This is a genomic window from Streptomyces sp. NPDC025638, from assembly GCF_055558775.1.
The window spans coordinates 40,958-57,785 of the sequence record NZ_JBVHLX010000032.1 but is presented as its reverse complement, the minus strand read 5'-3'; the positions used below and the strand labels follow the sequence as shown (position 1 = coordinate 57,785).

Genomic DNA, 16,828 nt, shown 5'->3' with positions numbered 1-16,828 from the left:
CACCCACCCCCTATCCTGCTCGGGGGGGGGGGGGGGGGGGGGGGGGGGGGGGGGGGCGCGCCGGGGGGGGGGGGGGGGGCGGCGCCCCCCCCCCCCCCCCCCACCACCCGGCTGCGTGTGGCCGACCGTGTCACCCCAGTCACGCACGACGCACGGTGGCGGTTCCCACACTGCGGCGAGTTGCACCGGACCTGGGGGTGGATGGCGCGAAGTATGGTTACGGTATCGTAGGTTACGGAACCGTAAGTACGTGTTCCGGACCCGGCTACCATCCTTGCGAGGACCCATGAGCACACCCCGGACGAGGGCCGACCTCCCCTGGCTGATCCAAGGTGGAATGGGGGTGGGGGTGTCCGGCTGGCGCCTGGCTCGTGCCGTCGCGCGTACCGGGCAGTTGGGTGTCGTCTCCGGTACCGCCCTGGACACCCTGCTCATCCGGGTGCTGCAGAGCGGTGACCCGGGCGGCCACCTCAGGCGGGCGCTGGCCGCCTTCCCCGTACCGGAGCTTGCCGATTCCATTCGGGAGCGCTACTTCGTCGAGGGCGGGATCGGCGCCGGCGAGCGGTTCGCGGCCACGCCCCGGCTGACGGCTCACGAAGCGTGCCCGGCCCGGTCACTGACCGTCGTGGCCAACTTCTGCGAGGTGTGGCTCGCCCGGGAAGGCCACGAAGGGCCGGTCGGCGTGAACTACCTGGAGAAGGTCCAACTCGCCACGGTCCCGGCCATGTTCGGCGCGATCCTGGCCGGCGTGGACTATGTGCTGGTCGGTGCGGGCATTCCCGCACAGATCCCGGGCATCGCGACCCGGCTCGCCCAACTGCAGCCCGTCACCGCGCGTTTGGACGTCGATGGTGACGACAAGCCCGTAGAGCTGCGCTTCGACCCGGCCTCAGTGCTGTGCGGAGCACAGCCGGGGCCCCTGCGCCGTCCCGACGTCCTGGCCATCGTCTCGCTGCCGGCCCTGGCGTCGTATCTGAACCGTTCCCCGGAGACCACCCCGGACGGTTTCGTCGTCGAAGGTCACCGTGCCGGCGGGCACAGCGCGCCGCCGCGCGGACCGATGCGCCTGGACGAGCAGGGTGATCCCCTCTACGGCCCCCGGGACACCCCTGATTTCGCGAAGATGGCCGCTCTCGGCCTGCCCTTCTGGATCGCCGGCGGCCAGTGCGGACCGGACCAGCTTCGGCAGGCGAGGGCAGCGGGTGCGGCGGGCGTCCAACTCGGCAGTGTCTTCGCGCTCTGCGAAGAGTCCGGCCTTGATCCGCAGTTGCGGCGGGAGCTGGTCGAGCGCGAGCTTCGCTCCGCACTGACCGTGCGCAACGATCCTGCGGCCTCTCCGACCACTTTTCCGTTCAAGGTCGCCGACCTGCCGGGCACGTTGGCCGACCCCCGCGTGAGCTCGGCGCGCCCCCGGGTCTGCGACCTCGGCTATCTGCGCACCCCCTACCGCACCGAGCACGGCGCCATCGGCTATCGCTGCCCGGCGGAGCCCGGCGCGATGTACGTCCGCAAGGGCGGTGCCGCCGAGCAGACCGAAGGACGGCAGTGCCTGTGCAACGGGCTGCTGGCCGCCGTCGGGCTCGGGCAGCGCCGTCCGCACGGCATGGTGGAGCCGCCCATCGTCACCATCGGCCAGGACCTCGGCTTCCTGCCGCAGATCGCCCCCCAAGGACAGCCGTACAGCGCGGAGTCGGTGGTGCAGTGGCTGTCCGCGGGCCTGGCGGAAGTATCCGTGTGAGCGGCCGAACAGGGTGCCCTGACAGCAGGCCAGGGTGCTGCCGCACCTGATGCCGCGCGTGGGCGGACAGGCTCGTCCTTGACCATGTGCCGGTCGGCGATGGCGAGTTGGAGCGGGGTACGGCTCGTCTGCGGTGAGATCGTCGGTCAGGGCTGGAGTGGACGCGGGATCACGGGTCTGCTGCCCGTCGGCACAATCGCCCTGGCCGCACTGGCAGTCCAGGTACACGGAAGGGAGCTGAACATCACCTCCTGATACCTACCGGAGGGCTTCCTGCGTGCGCCGGGGGGCGCCGCGCAGGTCGCGACCTGGCTGCGCATCGTGCCTTGCAGTGGGCCGGGTCGAACTTCGGCGGTCGGCCCCCACGAGAGCCGAGCTCTTGCGGTTGCGGGCCTGGTCGACCTTGTCCGGGACGGTGCAGCGGATGCCGCCACGTGGGCTGCTGCCCCCTTTCCGGCCTCAGCTTGAGCGCGTACCGGTGGCATGGGCATACGCGGCGCGGATGGAGGCCGGTACGTGGCCGCTGCGGCCCCAGTTCAGGGAGTAGCCGTGCTCAGCGGCCCAGGTGCGGATGAGGTCGACATCAGGGTCCGGGCCCAGGCTGAGCGGGCCGCGGACAGTGTAGGCGGGCAGTGGTGCGCGCATCACACTGCTTTTGGGCAGGCACAGGCCGAAGTGGTGCTCGAGCACGGTGAGCGTGAGACGGTTGCCGCTCATGGCCGAGCCCGTCGGCGCAGCCTGGTGACTCGTCCCGTCAGGGGTCAGGACGCCGCCTGCAACGAGCGCCGGCAGCAGATGGGCCGGATCCGGACCCCAGCGATGTGCTTCCTCCCCGATTCCGAAGCCGCACACCGTTCGACCATCACGCAGGTAGGTGAACTGCGCGGGCGGGTGATCCGTCATCGACACGTACCGGATGACGTCGACACCACCGCGTGATGCTGTGACCGCCAGGTTGTCCCGCCCGGGGTCGGCCAGGTGCAGCACCGCGTACGACCAGGCGCCACATGACGCAACCCGTACCACGTCGCTGTCGCCGGTCTGCGAGCGATGGAGGAGAAAGGTGACTTCGGGGCCGGTCAGCTTCACGGCGGCACCGGGCGTGCCACCCATCCGCACCGCCAGGTCCTCCGGGCTGATGTCCCGAGCGAACACCACGCTGTCCAGTCCCTCGTCCCGGTCGGCCAGCCATCCGATTCCCTCACACACAGGCATCCCCACAAGCTCAGCGAAGACGAAGACCAGGCAGCGTATCCAGGGCAACTTTGACAACCGCTGCCGTTGCCCGACGGCGATGCCCGCCGACCTGGTGATGTCGCCCACGCCGGGGCCTCGATCGCAAAGCCCGCAAGACTCCCCTCAACTGGACTCGCGGACGACCAAACGGCACGGAACGCTGTGCACGCCGGGCTCCGGGGCGGAGCCGATGGCGTCGAGGAGGCGCAGGGCGGCCTGCCGGCCGATCTCGGTGAGGTCCGTGTCGATGGTGGTGAGCGGTGGGCGGCAGGCCAGGGCCATGGTGTCCCAGTTGTCGTACCCTACGATCGCCACCTGGCCCGGGACGTCCTGGCCGCGCTCGCGCAGGGCGTCGGCCACGCCTCGGGCGATCTGGTCGTTGCCGCAGAAGAAGGCGTCCGTGTCCGGCGCGGTGCGCATGACCGCTTCGGCGGCCCGCCGTCCCCACGCCTCGCTCCACTCGCCGAAGTGGACCCGGCCGGTGGCCAGTTGCAGTGAGGAAAGTTCGAGCAGCTCAACGGCGTGGCGGGCGCGGTCACGGGCGGCCGCGTGGTGTGCGGGCCCGGTGACGTGCGCGATCCGGGTGCGTCCGGTCGCCAGCAGATGCTCGATGGCCAGTTGCGCCCCGCTGCGGTCGTCCGAGACGACGGAGATGTCCTCCGGATCCGTGGAGGGAGAGAGGGCGTAGACCGTCGGAATCGGCTCGACGACCTTCAGCGGCGGCCTCGGGTCGGTGCGCCGGCCGGTCACGATGATGCCGTCCACCCGCCGGTCCATGAGGTTGCGCAGATGGTGCTGCTCGCGGATGGCGTCGCCGCGGGTGTCGCACAGCAGCACCGAGATCTTCCCGGCGCCGAGCGCGTCCTCGGCGCCGAGCAGGACGGGGCTGCTGAAACGGCCGATGCCGTCGGTCGTCATCAGTCCGACCGTCCAGCTGCGGCCCGTGTGCAGGTTCTGCGCGTGCTGGTTGGGACGGAAGCCGAGGGCTTCCACGGCCTCCAGCACCCGCTGTCGCGTCTCGGGCCGCATCCGGCCGCTGCCGCTCAGAGCCTTCGAAGCCGTCCCGACACTGACGCCGGCCAGCTTGGCGACGTCCGCGAGCCTTGCCCGCCCGGTGGAGGGGGAATCTGGAACGGCGGTCACGCGCAATCCTTTTCCTAAGTGTCAGCTACGAGATACATCCTGGCACTGCTCGCCGTCGCTGGCCAGTCCCGTACAAGACTGGAAAATACTTGCGCATGCCTCTTGACTCGGGGCTGCGGTGTTCCTACTTTTCCGGGCAAGAAAACGTTTTCTCAACGGGGTCGACAGACGGCGCCCGTCCGCCCGATCGCCGGGACGCGCCACGGCCCAGGGCGCGCCGCACCTCGACCCGCTTCCCGTCTACCTCCTCGGAGAGCCATGCCCCGCCCACGTTCCGCCGTGCCCTCCTCCCCGTCGCCGGCCTCGACCGCAGGCACGTCCGATGGCCCGGTCCGCCTCGGCCCGGACGCCAAGACCGTGCTCGCGACCGCCACCGTCGAGGTGCGCGGCGGCGTCTGGCACACCCGTCGGCGGGTCAACGCACACACCTCCGTCCCCCAGGGGCCCGGTCTGCTGGAGTCGGCGGGAAACCTGCACAACCTGCGGGTCGTGGCGGGCACAGCCGAGGGTGAGTTCAAGGGTGCGTATCCGTTCGTCGACTCGGACGTCTACAAGTGGCTGGAGGCCGCCTCCTGGCAGCTCGCCCAGGCCCAGGCCCCGGACGATGCGCTGTCCGCCGAGGTGGAGCGGATCGTCGCCCTGGTCGCACAGGCCCAGCAACCCGACGGCTACCTGAACACCTGGTTCCAGTTGCTCAAGGGCGGCGAGCGCTACCAGGACCTGCGCTGGGGCCACGAGCTGTACTGCGCCGGCCACCTCATCCAGGCCGCGGTGGCCCACCACCGGGCCACCGGACGGAGCGCGCTGCTCGACGTGGCCGTGAAGTTCGCCGACCAGATCGACTCCGTCTTCGGCCTGCCCAGCAGCGGCAAGCCCCTCGACGGCATCGACGGCCACCCCGAGGTGGAGACCGCCTTGGTCGAGCTCTACCGGGAGACGGGGGAGCGGCGCTATCTGGAGCTGGCCGGCTACTTCGTCGACCGGTTCGGCCACGGACTGCTCGGCGGCGAGGCCTACTGCCAGGACCGCGTCCCGCTGCGCGAGGCGACGAACGTGGAGGGGCACGCCGTACGCCAGTTGTACCTGCTGGCCGGGGCTGCCGACCTGGCCGCCGAGACCGGGGACGCCGGACTGCGGGCGGCGGGGGAGAGACTGTGGCGGGCGATGACCGCCGCCAAGACGCACCTCACCGGCGGCCTCGGCGCCCACCACGACGAAGAGGACTTCGGCGACCCGTACGAACTGCCCAACGAGCGCGCGTACTGCGAGACCTGCGCCGCCATCGCCTCCGTCCAGTGGAGCTGGCGGATGGCCCTTCTCACCGGCGAGGCCCGCTACTCCGACCTGATCGAGCGCACCCTGTACAACGCTTTCCTGGCCGGGGTGTCGCTGGACGGCGAGCGCTGGCTGTACGTCAACCCGCTCCAGGTCCGCGACGGCCACACCGACACCGGCGGCGACCAGTCCGCGCGCCGCACTCGCTGGTTCCGCTGCGCATGCTGCCCGCCCAACGTGATGCGCCTGCTGGCGAGCCTGGAGCACTACCTGGCCGGCTTTGACGACGGAGGCCTGCGCATCCACCAGTACGTCACCGGCCGCTACGGCGCCGACGGGTTCGCCCTGAGCTGCGAGACCGACTACCCCTGGCAGGGCAGCGTCGCCCTGACGGTCGAGGAGGCTCCCGCCGACGGCCCCCGCACCCTCTCGCTGCGCATCCCGCAGTGGTGCCGCACCTACCGGGTCCGCTGCGGGGACAGGACGTACGACCAGAGCGACGCGCCCGCCGCAGACGGCTGGCTGCCGCTGGAGCGCACCTGGGCGCCTGGCGACCAGGTCGTCCTCGAACTCGGCATCGAGCCCCGCCTCACCGTCGCCGACCCCCGCGTGGACGCCGTACGCGGGTGTGTCGCCATCGAGCGCGGACCGCTCGTGTACTGCCTCGAAGGTGTCGATCACCCGGGCGGTGGTCTGGACGACATCGTCCTCGACACCGCCCGCCCGCTCTCCGTACAGCACCGCCCGGACCTGCTCGGCGGCGTCACCACCGTGCTGGCGGCCGGCCACCGCCGACCCAGTCCGGAAGCGGGCTGGTGGCCTTACACCACCACCGACGGCAGCGCGCCCGAGACGGACGGCGACTTTGTCGAACTCACCGCCGTCCCCTACTACGCCTGGGCCAACCGCCAGGACGGCGCCATGCGCGTCTGGTTGCCCACCTCCTGATCACCCGCCCTCCGTTCCGTACCGCTTCCTACGAGCCGCATAAGACAACGAGGTCACCGTGAGAAACACCCGCCGTACCCTGATCGCCGCCATCGCTGCCGTCGGCGTGCTCACCTCCGTCGCCGCCTGCGGCGGAGGCTCCGACTCCTCCGCCTCCGGTGACGCCGGTGGGACATACACGTTCTGGGACCCGTACCCGCAGTTCGACGCCTCCTCGGCCTGGGCCGAGCTCGTCACCAAGTGCGGGACCGACGCCGGGGTCACGATCAAGCGCACCTCCATGGACACCACCGACCTGGGCAACAAGGCGCTGCTTGCCGCACAGCAGGGCAACGCACCCGACGTGATGCTGGTGGACAACCCGGTCGTCTCCACCCTCGTCGAGGCGGGGATCCTCAACAAGACGAGCGACCTCGGCCTGGAGACCTCATCGATACAGAAGAACATCCTCGGCGCGGGTGAGATCGACGGCTCCGCGTACGGCGTCCCGATCGGCGCCAACACCCTCGCGCTCTACTACAACAAGAAGGCACTGTCGGCGGCCCACGTCGACCCCGCGTCCATCAAGGACTGGGCCTCCCTCACAGCGGCGCTGAAGAAGGTCAAGGACGCCGGCAAGAAGGGCATCACCTTCTCCGCGATCAAAACGGAAGAGGGCAGTTTCCAGTTCCTGCCGTGGTTCTGGGGCGCCGGCGGCGACCTGACCAAGCTCGACTCGGCGAAGGGCGTGGCCGCCCTGGCCCTGTGGAAGCAGTGGGTGGACGAGGGCTACGCACCCAAAGACGTCCTGCAGAACACGCAGACCACCAGCTGGCAGGAGTTCGCCACCGGTGACTACGCCTTCAGCGAGAACGGCACCTGGCAGTTGGGCAACGCGCAGAAGGCCGGCTTCGAGTACGGCGTCCTGAGCATCCCCGCCCAGAACGGCGGTGCCGCGCCGGTGCCGACCGGCGGGGAGTTCGTCACCGTGCCCGTGCAAAAGGACACCGGGCGTTACAAGGCCACGAAGAAGATCGTCGACTGCCTGACCAGCTCCGCCAATCTCCTGTCCACGGACACCACCCTGACCTACGTCGCCCCCACCGCGGCGGTGCAGACCGAGCAGGTCAAGTCCAACCCCGCGCTCAAGCCCTGGGTCGACGCGGTGGCCGCGGCACGCGGCCGTACCAGCGGCGGCCTGGGCACCAAGTACCCGACGATCTCCGAGCCGATGTGGACCGCCGTGCAGTCCGCGCTGTCCGGCGGCAAGAGCCCGCAGGCGGCTCTCGAAGCGGCTCAGACGGCGGCCGGCAAGGGCGGCAGCTGACCCTCGACGCCCTTCCTCGTGGCAAGTCCCGGGGCCCGTCGTCCGACGGCCGCTCTCCGCCCGGACGAAGGCCGGGCCTCGGGCCGGCACCCGCATTCAGGAGACCCCATGACTCTCGCCCGCGTCGACCGCCGAACACAGCTGCCCTCGGTCAGCTCCGAAGCGACCCGCACCGCCACCACGGACGCGCTCCGGCGCCGGCAGCGCCGCAAGAGCCGGCTGACGGCCGTCGCGTTCCTCGCGCCGCTGGCCCTCTACCTCGCCGCCTTCTACGTCTATCCCCTCTACCGCAACCTCGACCTGAGCCTGCGTGACTACACCGTGCGGTCGTTCGTGGCGGGCGACGCGCCGTTCTCCGGACTGGACAACTTCCGGTCCGTCCTCGACAACCCGACGTTCGGTCCCGCGATGCGCCACACGGTGATCTTCACCTTCGCGTCGATCGTGTTCCAGTACGCCGCCGGACTGGCACTCGCGGTCTTCTTCAACCGCCACTTCCGGCTGGCCGGCACCCTCAGAGCGCTGTTCCTGATCCCTTGGTTGCTGCCGCTGATCGTGTCCGCGTCGACATGGTCGTGGATGTTCAACAGCGAGTCCGGTGTCATCAACTACGCCCTCCACCTGGTCGGCGTCGCCCCGGTCGACTGGCTCAATTCCCCCGACTGGGCGCTGACTTCCGTCGTCATCGCCAACATCTGGATCGGCATCCCCTTCAACCTGGTCATCGTCCACAGCGGTCTGCAGAACATCCCCGCCGAGCTGTACGAGGCCGCCTCGCTGGACGGCGCGAGCGCCTGGCAGCAGTTTCGGCGGATCACCTTCCCGTTGCTGCGGCCCGTCTCCGCGATCACCCTGCTCCTCGGTCTCGTCTACACCCTCAAGGTGTTCGACCTGATCTGGATCATGACCAAGGGCGGTCCCGGCGACTCCTCCTCCACCCTGGCGACCTGGTCCTACCAACTCGGTTTCGGCACCCTGCTCCCGAAGTTCGGCCCCGGTGCCGCCGTCGGCAACATCCTCATCCTCATCGCCCTCGTCTTCGGCCTGCTGTACATCCGCGTCCAGAGGAGGCAGGAGGCGTGAAGTCGCTGAAGTCACGCACCTATACGGTTGTCGGCCTCCTGCTCACCGCGGTGATGCTGTTCCCGGTGTACTGGATGCTCAACGTGTCCCTCACCCCGCAGGAGGACATGCGCAAAAGCCCGCCCGACCTGCTGCCGCTGCACCCCACCTTCGAGGGCTACCGGGCTGTCCTCGACGACCAACTGCCCTATCTCGGCACCAGCATGCTCATCGGCCTCGGAACGGTCGCCCTCACCCTGCTCCTCGCCGCCCCGGCCGGCTTCGCGCTGGCCAAGCTCCGACCGGTCGGCGGGGGAGTACTCGGTCTCGCACTGCTGGTCGCGCAGATGATCCCCGGCATCGTCATGGCGATGGGCTTCTACGGCATCTTCCTCGACCTCGGCCTGCTCAACTCCTGGTGGGGGCTGATCGTCGCCGACTCCACCATCGCCGTGCCCTTCGGAGTCATGATCTTCACGGCGTTCATGTCGGGCATCCCCGGGGAGCTCATCGCGGCCGCCCGCATCGACGGGGCCTCCACCTGGCGCACGTTCCTGTCCGTCGTGCTCCCCATGAGCCGCAAGCCGTGGTCACCGTCTCGCTCTTCAGCTTCCTGTGGGCCTGGTCCGACTTCGTCTTCGCCAGCACCCTTGACGGCGCCGGTAACTGGAAGCCGATCACCCTCGGCATCTACAAGTACATCGGCAACAACAACCAGGAGTGGAACGCGATCATGGCCACCGCCGTCGTCGCGTCCATCCCCGCGGCAGTGCTGCTCGTCCTGGCCCAGCGCTATGTGGCCGCCGGTGTGACCGCGGGGGCGGTCAAGGACTGACCCTCGATGCCCGTCCCCGGCCGCCGGCTCGGCGGGGTGCCGCGTGTCATCGGCACGTTTTCATCCACCACTCACCCCCCCCACGGACCGCCCCGGAGCATCCCGCCACCGGCGCGAGCCCATCCCATCCTTCGAGGAGAGCCGCTGATGTCCCACCTGAACCACCGCGACCGTCACAGAGCACCTCTCGGGCGAGCCACGGCAACCGTCCTGGCCACGGCTCTGGTCGGCACCGCCCTGGCCCTGACGGGCCCCTCGGCCCAGGCCGCCCCCACTACCTCCACCACCCTGGTCGTCGACGCCAACCAGAACCTCCGCTCGGTCACACATGTCGGCACGGGCAGCCTCTACGGCCTCGCCGACGACAGCACTCCCGCCGACAGCCTGGTCACCCCGCTCAAACCCAACACCTTCGTCCAGATGGCGCCGGGCGGCCATCAGCTGCCCAACGGCGAGCCCACCCCCGCCGGTGACTCCCTGGTCGTCGCCGCCAAGGCGGCCCGCGCCGGCGCCAAGGTCGTCGTACGGCTGCCGGACTGGTACCCGAACTTCCCCTACAAGTGGGTGAGCTGGAGCGACTGGCTCTCCGCGGTGGACCAGCAGGTCGCTGCGGTGAAGTCCTCCGGCGCCACCAACATCAGCGCCTACGCGCTGTGGAACGAGCCGGACGGGACCTGGGACACCGCCAAGGCGGGAGCCTTCGACGACGGATGGGCCCGCACCTTCAAGGAAGTCCGGGCCAAGGACGCCACCACACCGATCCAGGGCCCGAGCTACTCGGTGTGGAACCAGTCCTGGATGACCACCTTCCTTACCGACGCCAAGGCCACCAACACCGTCCCCGACGTCATCGCCTGGCACGAACTCCAGGGCAGCAAGGACATCGCCGCACACGTCGCCGCCTACCGGTCACTGGAGTCGAGCCTCGGGATCAGCCCGCGTCCGATAGCCATCGAGGAGTACGGCACGCCGGCCGAAATGGGCAGCTCCGGAGCGCTCATGGGCTACGCCGCCAAGTTCGAACGGGCCGGCGTGCGCGACGCAGAACTCGCCTTCTGGAACCACTACGGCACCCTCGGTGACACCCTGACCGACACCGGGGCCTCGCCCAACGGCTCCTACTGGACGTACAAGTGGTACGGCGACATGTCCGGGAACATGCTCGTCACCACGCCGCCCGCCCAGACCGGCATCGATGGTCTCGCCTCCCTCAACGGCGCCGGCGACCGGATCAGCGTCATCGTCGGCGGCTGCAGCGGCTCCTGCGCCGTGATCGTCAACGGGCTCTCCTCCCTCTCGGCCTTCGGCAGCACCGTCCACGTCAAGCTGGAGTACAGCCCGAACACCGGCCGCACCACCGCCTCGTCCGGACCGATCACCATCTCCGACACCGACTACACCGTCTCCAACGGCTCGATCACCGTGCCCGTCATCATGAACGCCACCGACGGCTACCACCTGGTGATCACCCCCACCGGCACCTCCACCTCGCTCGCCGGCCGCTACCAGATCACCAACAAGAACAGCGGTCTCGCCCTCGACACCGTGAACGCCGGCACCCCGCAGGGCACCTCGGTCGTCCAGGCGACCCCCACCACCGGCACCGACCAGAACTGGACCCTCGTGGCCGCGGGCACGGGCCTGTACAAGATCGTCAACCAGAAGAGCGGGCTGGTGCTCGGCATCAACAACATGAGTACGGCCGACGGCGGCACCGCCCTGATCTGGGGTGACAACGGCACCGCCGACCACCTCTGGCAGGTCATCCCGGCCCGCGACGGCTTCTACAAGATCGCCAACTACAACAGCGGCCGCCTCCTCGGCGTCGACCGGATGAGCACCTCCTCCGGCGCCCAGGTTCTCCAGTGGACCGACAACGGCACCGCCGACCACCTCTGGAGGCTCACGTCGCGCTGAGCCGCCCATCCTGGGGGCCCCGCCGGCAGGCACAGGCCGCCGCGGGGCCCTCGCGCCGGCGGCGGCGCGCGATACGGATGCATGAAAGCGCGCTACGGATGTAGGAAAACGGGCGGGCGATGTTCCGTCACTTGTGGCTAGGAGCGGGTCCCGCCGCCGGGGAGCATGAGTACCTGATCAGCGAACGGAGTGCTCAGTGGCTACCACAGCAGATGTCCTTGTCATCGGGGCCGGAATCGTTGGCTCCGGCACGGCCTTGGAGCTGTCACGACGGGGCCTGGACGTGCTGGTCGTCGACAAGGCCGGCGGTGCCGGAATGGGATCCACCAGCGCCTCCAGCGCCGTCATCCGATTCAACTTCTCGACCTGGGACGGGGTCGCCGTCGCCTGGGAGTCGAAGTTCCGATGGGAGGCATGGGAGGAGTACCTGAGCTACCGGGACCCCAATGGCCTGGCCCGGTTCCACCGCTGCGGCAAGGTCGTACTCGACGTCCCGCTTCTTCCACGAAAGACGCAGGCAGCCCTCTTCGACCGTGCGGGCGTACCGTACGAGGAGTGGGACGCCCAGACGCTCGCGAGGCGGGTGCGCGGCATCGACACCGGAGCCTTTTACCCGCCCAAGCGAGTGGACTCCGAGGAGTTCTTCGACGACCCGCACGGCAGCCTGGGAGCCGTCTACACACCCGACGCCGGGTATGTGGACGACCCGCGCCTCGCTGCCGCCAACCTCGCGGCCGCGGCCGCGCACCGGGGTGCCCACTTCGCCTACCGGCGACAGGTCACGTCCATCACCCGTGTGGGCGAGGTGTGGCGCGTGGAGATCGACGGTCAGGAACCCGTTGAAGCCCCGATCGTCGTGAACGCCGCCGGGCCCTGGTCCAGCACCGTCAACAAGATGGTCGGCGCCACAGCGGACTTCACGATCGGTGTCGCCCCCATGCGCCAGGAGGTGCACCACGTGGCGGCCCCGGCGCCTCTGCTCGCGCCGGACGCCCACTTCCTCGTGATCGGCGACCTCGACCTGGGCACGTATCTGCGACCGGAATCCGGCGGGAACATGCTCGTCGGAGGCACCGAGCCGGAGTGCGACCCGCTGGAGTGGATCGAGGATCCCGACGCCGTAAACCTCAACCCCACCATGGAGCGGTTCGAGGCCCAGGTCACCCGCGCCGCCCGGCGCTTCCCCGACCTGACCGTCCCGAACCGGCCCAAGGGCATCGCCGGCGTCTACGACGTCGCCGACGACTGGACGCCGATCTACGACAGGACGGCCCTGCCGGGGTTCTATGTCGGCATCGGCACCAGCGGCAACCAGTTCAAGAACGCTCCGATCATCGGCTCCCTCATGGACCGGATCATCGACGCCGTCGAGAACGGGCACGACCACGACACCGACCCCGTCCACTACACCTGCCCGCACACCGGTCACGACGTCAACCTCGGAGTCTTCTCCCGCAAGCGCGAGGTCAACACCGAATCCTCCGGAACAGTGTTGGGATAGGCACCGATTCAGGTCGACTGCTGGTGACGGGGACCGCCGGGGGAGAGGCGCTTGGGCGATACGGACCTCGTCCGGCTGGGTAACTGGCCTTGCATGCAAGCAAGTTTGATGCCCGTGTGCAGCAGGAGCCTGGCCTGCCCGTCGCCCAGGGACAAGCCGGTCACCGTCTCGATTCTCTTGAGGCGGTGGTACAAGCTGGCACGGTGCAGATGGAGTTCCTCGGCGCACTGCACGATGCTTCCGCCGCGGTCCAGGTACATCTCAAGGGTCTCGACCAACTGCTCCGCGTTCCTTTCGCCCAGCAACTTCACCAGAGGTTCCGGCAGCTCGACGGTTCCCTCGTCCGCACCCGGCAATTGGGAAAGGATCTGATAGATGCCCAGGCGATCCCAGGAGGCGACGGGACCGATTCCATCGACCCAGGTGGCCACGCACAGCGAGCGCCGAGCGCGCTGAAAGCTGCGTTGCACACCCGCGAGCGATGTCTCGACACTGCCGACGCCGATGAGGACGCCATTGGGCGTGTCCGCCAAGGAGCGGGCCTCCGTGTACAGGGTGTCGCCTGTGGAAGCGGCCAGCCGATCGACCATGCCCGGAGCCCCATGAGCCAGCAGCACACCATGGTCTCGGTCGGCAGCGGTGGTCATCCCCTTGAGAGGGGCTATCCGGCGAGAGAGGCTGAGCAGTGAATGTTCTATGACCGATATCCGGTCGGAGACCGTCGTCGCGGCATCCACCAGTCCGGCGACCACGAAGACACAACATCCCTCACGCAGGTCGAACAGCTGGGCTTGCAGGGCCTGTTCATAGGCCTGGGCATGTTCCTCGTCGCTGAGCAGCCCTCGTAGGATCTCCGCCTCCCGAGTGCGTTCACCGTCATCCAGGAGACGTTCCCTCATCAGGATCTCCCCTGCGGCCGAGGCGGCCGCCTGGCACAGCTCGGCCTCCTCCGCCGTCAGCGAGTTGTGAGGATCGAGTATCCAGAGGAATCCGAACAGGACGCCGTGGCACCGGACGGGGAAGCACCACCGGTCCAGCATGCCCAGGTCGGGAATTCCGGGCACTTCGACCGGCTGGGGCGCGGAGGCGATCCCGCATTTGTAAGCGTATTTGACCAGCCAGTCCTCCACACGCATCTCCATGATGGACTTGATGCGCTGGGCGTCCATCTCGCCGGTCTGTGCCGAGTAGGCGAGCAAGTGCATCCGGGGATCGTCGATCGCCGTGGAGCGGCCGAGTCTTGCGGCAAGGCCGTCCATGATCGGCTGAAGCCCGCTGAAACTTCGCTGCAGTACTGATGTCATGGCAGAAACCCTTCCCCGACTCGACAGGGCTCCCCAGCAGGAGGGTGGGATCGACGTCGTCGGGGAGTCCTCCCGGCGAAGCCCGGCGGCCTGGTAACGAGGAGAAAGGGACATTGTCATGGCGTTCCTGGTCGAACTCGGCGCGCCTCCAAGCCGGCGGGTTTGCGGATTTCTGGAGGGGAGATCGAGGGAACCGAAGGGAGATGAACCTCTCTTGCGGCCGGTGGGCAGGTGGTGGGTGTGGGATCGTCGGTGTGGTTTCGCCGGGGCGGATCCGGTGTGACGCGTAGGGCTTGGCAGGCGTCCGGACGGGGGTGTGGGTGGCTTTGCGAGTTGTGGGCGGCCGTTACGAGTTGGTCGCGTTCGTCAGCCGAGGCGGTATGGGCGAGGTCTGGGAGGGGCGCGATCGTGTGATCGAGCGCCGGGTCGCGGTCAAGCTGCTGCCGCACGACCGGCGGGACGCCTCCGGCGCGGAGCTTTTCTTACGCGAGGCTCGTACCGCCGGCGGGCTGAGCCACGCGGGCGTGGTGACGGTCTTCGACCTGGGTCAGGACCCCGATGACGGCACCCTCTACCTGGTGATGGAGTTCCTTACCGGGCGGGACTTGGACACGGTGCTCCGCGAGGACGGCGCTCCCCAGGTGGCAACTGCTGTGGAGTGGGCGGCACAAACCGCCGAGGCCCTGCAGGCCGCCCATGCGGCCGGGATTGTGCACCGGGACCTGAAACCGGCGAACCTCATGCTCACTCCGGGCGGTCGGATCAAGATCCTCGACTTCGGTATCGCCCGGTACGTAGCGTCCACACACAAGTCGAGCAAGGTCATCGGCACGCTTGCCTACATGCCCCCCGAGCGTTTCGGTGATCTCCCTGCCGAACCCCGCTCCGACTTGTACTCCCTGGGCTGCGTGCTCCACGAACTCCTCACCGGAAGCACTCCCTTCAAGGCCACAGAGCCAGTTGCGATGATGGCCGCCCACCTGAACACAACCCCGGAGCCACCGGGCCGGGCTCGACCCGGCGTGCCCGCCGCCCTGGACGACCTGGTCATGGCCCTCCTCGCCAAAGATCCCGGGGACCGCCCCTCATCAGCGGCCGAGATGCGCGATCGCCTCCGCGAACTCTCCGCCGCAACCCCGGCACCCGATACCGGAGTCGACCTGTCCGGCGCGGACACGAAGACCGTCACCGCCCCGCTCACCGGCGCCGGTCCCGGCGCGGCCCGAACGCCGGTGCCCGTGCCGGGACCGGCCGCAGGCACGCCGATTACGGCGGGGCGCCTCAGTCGTCGCACCGCGCTGCGGCTCGGCATCGGCGCCGGTATCACCACCGCCCTGGGTACTGGTGTCGCCGTCACCGTCGACCTGTTCGACCACAACACCACCGACCACAACACCACCGACGACAAGACCCCCGAGGTCGCCTCCAAGAGCCGCGACCCACGGCGCCGGTGGCGACACGCCACCGGCGATGCGGTCACGTCGTCGCCGACGGTGGCGGACGGGGTCGTATACATCGGCAGCGCCGATGGAAGCGTGTACGCCCTGGACGCGACGACCGGGAAGAAGAAGTGGGCCTACGCCACCGGCGGCAAGGTGGAAGGGACGCCGACGGTGGTGGACGGGGTGGTGTACATCGGCAGCGCCGACGGGAGCGTGTACGCCCTGGACGCCGCTACGGGGGAGAGGAAGTGGGCCTATGCCACCGGCGGCAAGTTCGAAGCGGCGCCGGCGGTGGTCGAGGCGGTGGTGTACATCGCCGGCTACAACTCCGTGACCGCCCTGGACGCGGCCACCGGGAACGAGAAATGGGCCGTCCCCTGCGATTCCGGCCTCGAAGCGCCGGCGGTGGCCCAGGGGGTGGTGTATATCGCCGGCTACAACTCCGTGACCGCCCTGGAGACGATCACTGGGAAAGCGAAATGGGTACGTGGCGCAAGCAACTGGGGCTACAGCAAAAAGAACGGGTGGGACAACACGCCGGAGGACTGGCGCTTCACGTCGCCGACGGTGGCCGACGGGGTGATGTATGTCGGCAGCAGCAAGAGGACGTACGCCCTGGACGCGGCTACTGGGCGCAAGAGATGGGCCTTCGACACCGGCGGCACCGTCGAAGGGGCACCGACGGTGGCCGACAAGGTCGTGTACGTGGGATGCAGCAAGAGGATGTACGCCTTGGATGCGGCTACTGGGCGCAAGAGATGGGCCTTCGACACCGGCGGCACCGTCGAAGGGGCGCCGACGGCGGCCGACGGAGTCGTATACATCGGCTGCTCTGACCACAACGTGTACGCCTTGGACGCGGTCACCGGGAACAAGAAATGGTCCTTCGCCACCGGCGACAGGGTCCGATCGTCGCCGGCGGTGGCCGACGGACTCGTGTACGTCGGCAGTCAGGACCACAACGTGTACGCCCTGGATGTCACCAACGAGGGCAGCTCGGCATAACTCCCCGCCCCGGTGGGCAGCGGCCGGCAGCACGCCGCTATTAAACCGATCGGTTGACAAGCTGGAGCCCCGCTCGTAGGGTATTTAACCAATCGGTTGAATATGAGGGGTGCCAG

Annotated in this window: 11 protein-coding genes and 1 pseudogene; 9 read left to right on the top strand and 3 right to left on the bottom strand. The window is 68.9% G+C overall.

The genetic code is table 11. The features are described 5' to 3' along the window. The first annotated feature begins 286 nt into the window (after positions 1-286). Complete coding sequence (locus ACZ4EG_RS44060; protein WP_467794687.1) at positions 287-1,738, top strand: nitronate monooxygenase; 1,452 nt, start codon at positions 287-289, stop codon at positions 1,736-1,738. 99 nt (positions 1,739-1,837) lie between these two features. Next, a complete protein-coding gene (locus tag ACZ4EG_RS44055) occupies positions 1,838-1,993 on the top strand; it encodes a hypothetical protein (protein WP_453549361.1) in 156 nt (51 codons plus the stop codon). A 204-nt stretch (positions 1,994-2,197) separates the two neighbouring features. Here the strand turns inward: ACZ4EG_RS44055 and ACZ4EG_RS44050 are convergent, their stop codons facing one another. Next, complete coding sequence (locus ACZ4EG_RS44050; RefSeq protein WP_467794686.1) at positions 2,198-3,061, bottom strand: DUF6461 domain-containing protein; 864 nt, start codon at positions 3,059-3,061, stop codon at positions 2,198-2,200. Positions 3,062-3,097: 36 nt separating this feature from the next. Continuing rightward, complete coding sequence (locus ACZ4EG_RS44045) at positions 3,098-4,117, bottom strand: LacI family DNA-binding transcriptional regulator (protein ID WP_467794685.1); 1,020 nt, start codon at positions 4,115-4,117, stop codon at positions 3,098-3,100. A gap of 258 nt (positions 4,118-4,375) precedes the next feature. Between ACZ4EG_RS44045 and ACZ4EG_RS44040 the strand changes: the two genes are divergently transcribed. The 6 genes and pseudogenes from ACZ4EG_RS44040 to ACZ4EG_RS44015 all read left to right on the top strand — a co-directional run bounded on the left by ACZ4EG_RS44040 (position 4,376) and on the right by ACZ4EG_RS44015 (position 12,961). Continuing rightward, entirely contained in the window at positions 4,376-6,340 is a 1,965-nt protein-coding gene (locus ACZ4EG_RS44040) for a glycoside hydrolase family 127 protein (RefSeq protein ID WP_467794684.1), read from the top strand. Between the two features lie 58 nt (positions 6,341-6,398). Next, positions 6,399-7,646, top strand: coding sequence for a sugar ABC transporter substrate-binding protein (locus ACZ4EG_RS44035; protein WP_467794683.1), 1,248 nt, complete (start codon positions 6,399-6,401; stop codon positions 7,644-7,646). Between the two features lie 108 nt (positions 7,647-7,754). Next, complete coding sequence (locus ACZ4EG_RS44030) at positions 7,755-8,729, top strand: carbohydrate ABC transporter permease (RefSeq protein ID WP_467794682.1); 975 nt, start codon at positions 7,755-7,757, stop codon at positions 8,727-8,729. A 53-nt stretch (positions 8,730-8,782) separates the two neighbouring features. Next, positions 8,783-9,543: pseudogene (locus ACZ4EG_RS44025) on the top strand (carbohydrate ABC transporter permease). Between the two features lie 147 nt (positions 9,544-9,690). Next, positions 9,691-11,460, top strand: a complete 1,770-nt coding sequence (locus tag ACZ4EG_RS44020) for an RICIN domain-containing protein (RefSeq protein ID WP_467794681.1) — start codon at positions 9,691-9,693, stop codon at positions 11,458-11,460. A 196-nt stretch (positions 11,461-11,656) separates the two neighbouring features. After that, a complete protein-coding gene (locus tag ACZ4EG_RS44015; RefSeq protein ID WP_453549368.1) occupies positions 11,657-12,961 on the top strand; it encodes an NAD(P)/FAD-dependent oxidoreductase in 1,305 nt (434 codons plus the stop codon). An 8-nt stretch (positions 12,962-12,969) separates the two neighbouring features. On the opposite strand, the gene ACZ4EG_RS44010 is transcribed toward ACZ4EG_RS44015, so the two are convergent. Beyond that, on the bottom strand, positions 12,970-14,265 hold the full coding sequence (locus ACZ4EG_RS44010; protein ID WP_467794680.1) for a PucR family transcriptional regulator: 1,296 nt from the start codon (positions 14,263-14,265) through the stop codon (positions 12,970-12,972). Between the two features lie 320 nt (positions 14,266-14,585). On the opposite strand from ACZ4EG_RS44010, the gene ACZ4EG_RS44005 reads away from it, so the two are divergent. Beyond that, the gene (locus ACZ4EG_RS44005) at positions 14,586-16,712 is read left to right on the top strand and encodes an outer membrane protein assembly factor BamB family protein (protein ID WP_467794679.1); all 2,127 of its coding nucleotides are present in this window, start codon (positions 14,586-14,588) and stop codon (positions 16,710-16,712) included. The last annotated feature ends 116 nt before the right edge of the window (positions 16,713-16,828 follow it).

Bases quoted from the DNA above. Each gene is read 5' to 3' on its own strand.
- ACZ4EG_RS44060 (WP_467794687.1), top strand. From the start codon at position 287: ATGAGCACACCCCGGACGAGGGCCGACCTCCCCTGGCTGATCCAAGGT.
- ACZ4EG_RS44055 (WP_453549361.1), top strand. From the start codon at position 1,838: ATGGCGAGTTGGAGCGGGGTACGGCTCGTCTGCGGTGAGATCGTCGGT.
- ACZ4EG_RS44040 (WP_467794684.1), top strand. From the start codon at position 4,376: ATGCCCCGCCCACGTTCCGCCGTGCCCTCCTCCCCGTCGCCGGCCTCG.
- ACZ4EG_RS44030 (WP_467794682.1), top strand. From the start codon at position 7,755: ATGACTCTCGCCCGCGTCGACCGCCGAACACAGCTGCCCTCGGTCAGC.
- ACZ4EG_RS44020 (WP_467794681.1), top strand. From the start codon at position 9,691: ATGTCCCACCTGAACCACCGCGACCGTCACAGAGCACCTCTCGGGCGA.
- ACZ4EG_RS44010 (WP_467794680.1), bottom strand. From the start codon at position 14,265: ATGACATCAGTACTGCAGCGAAGTTTCAGCGGGCTTCAGCCGATCATG.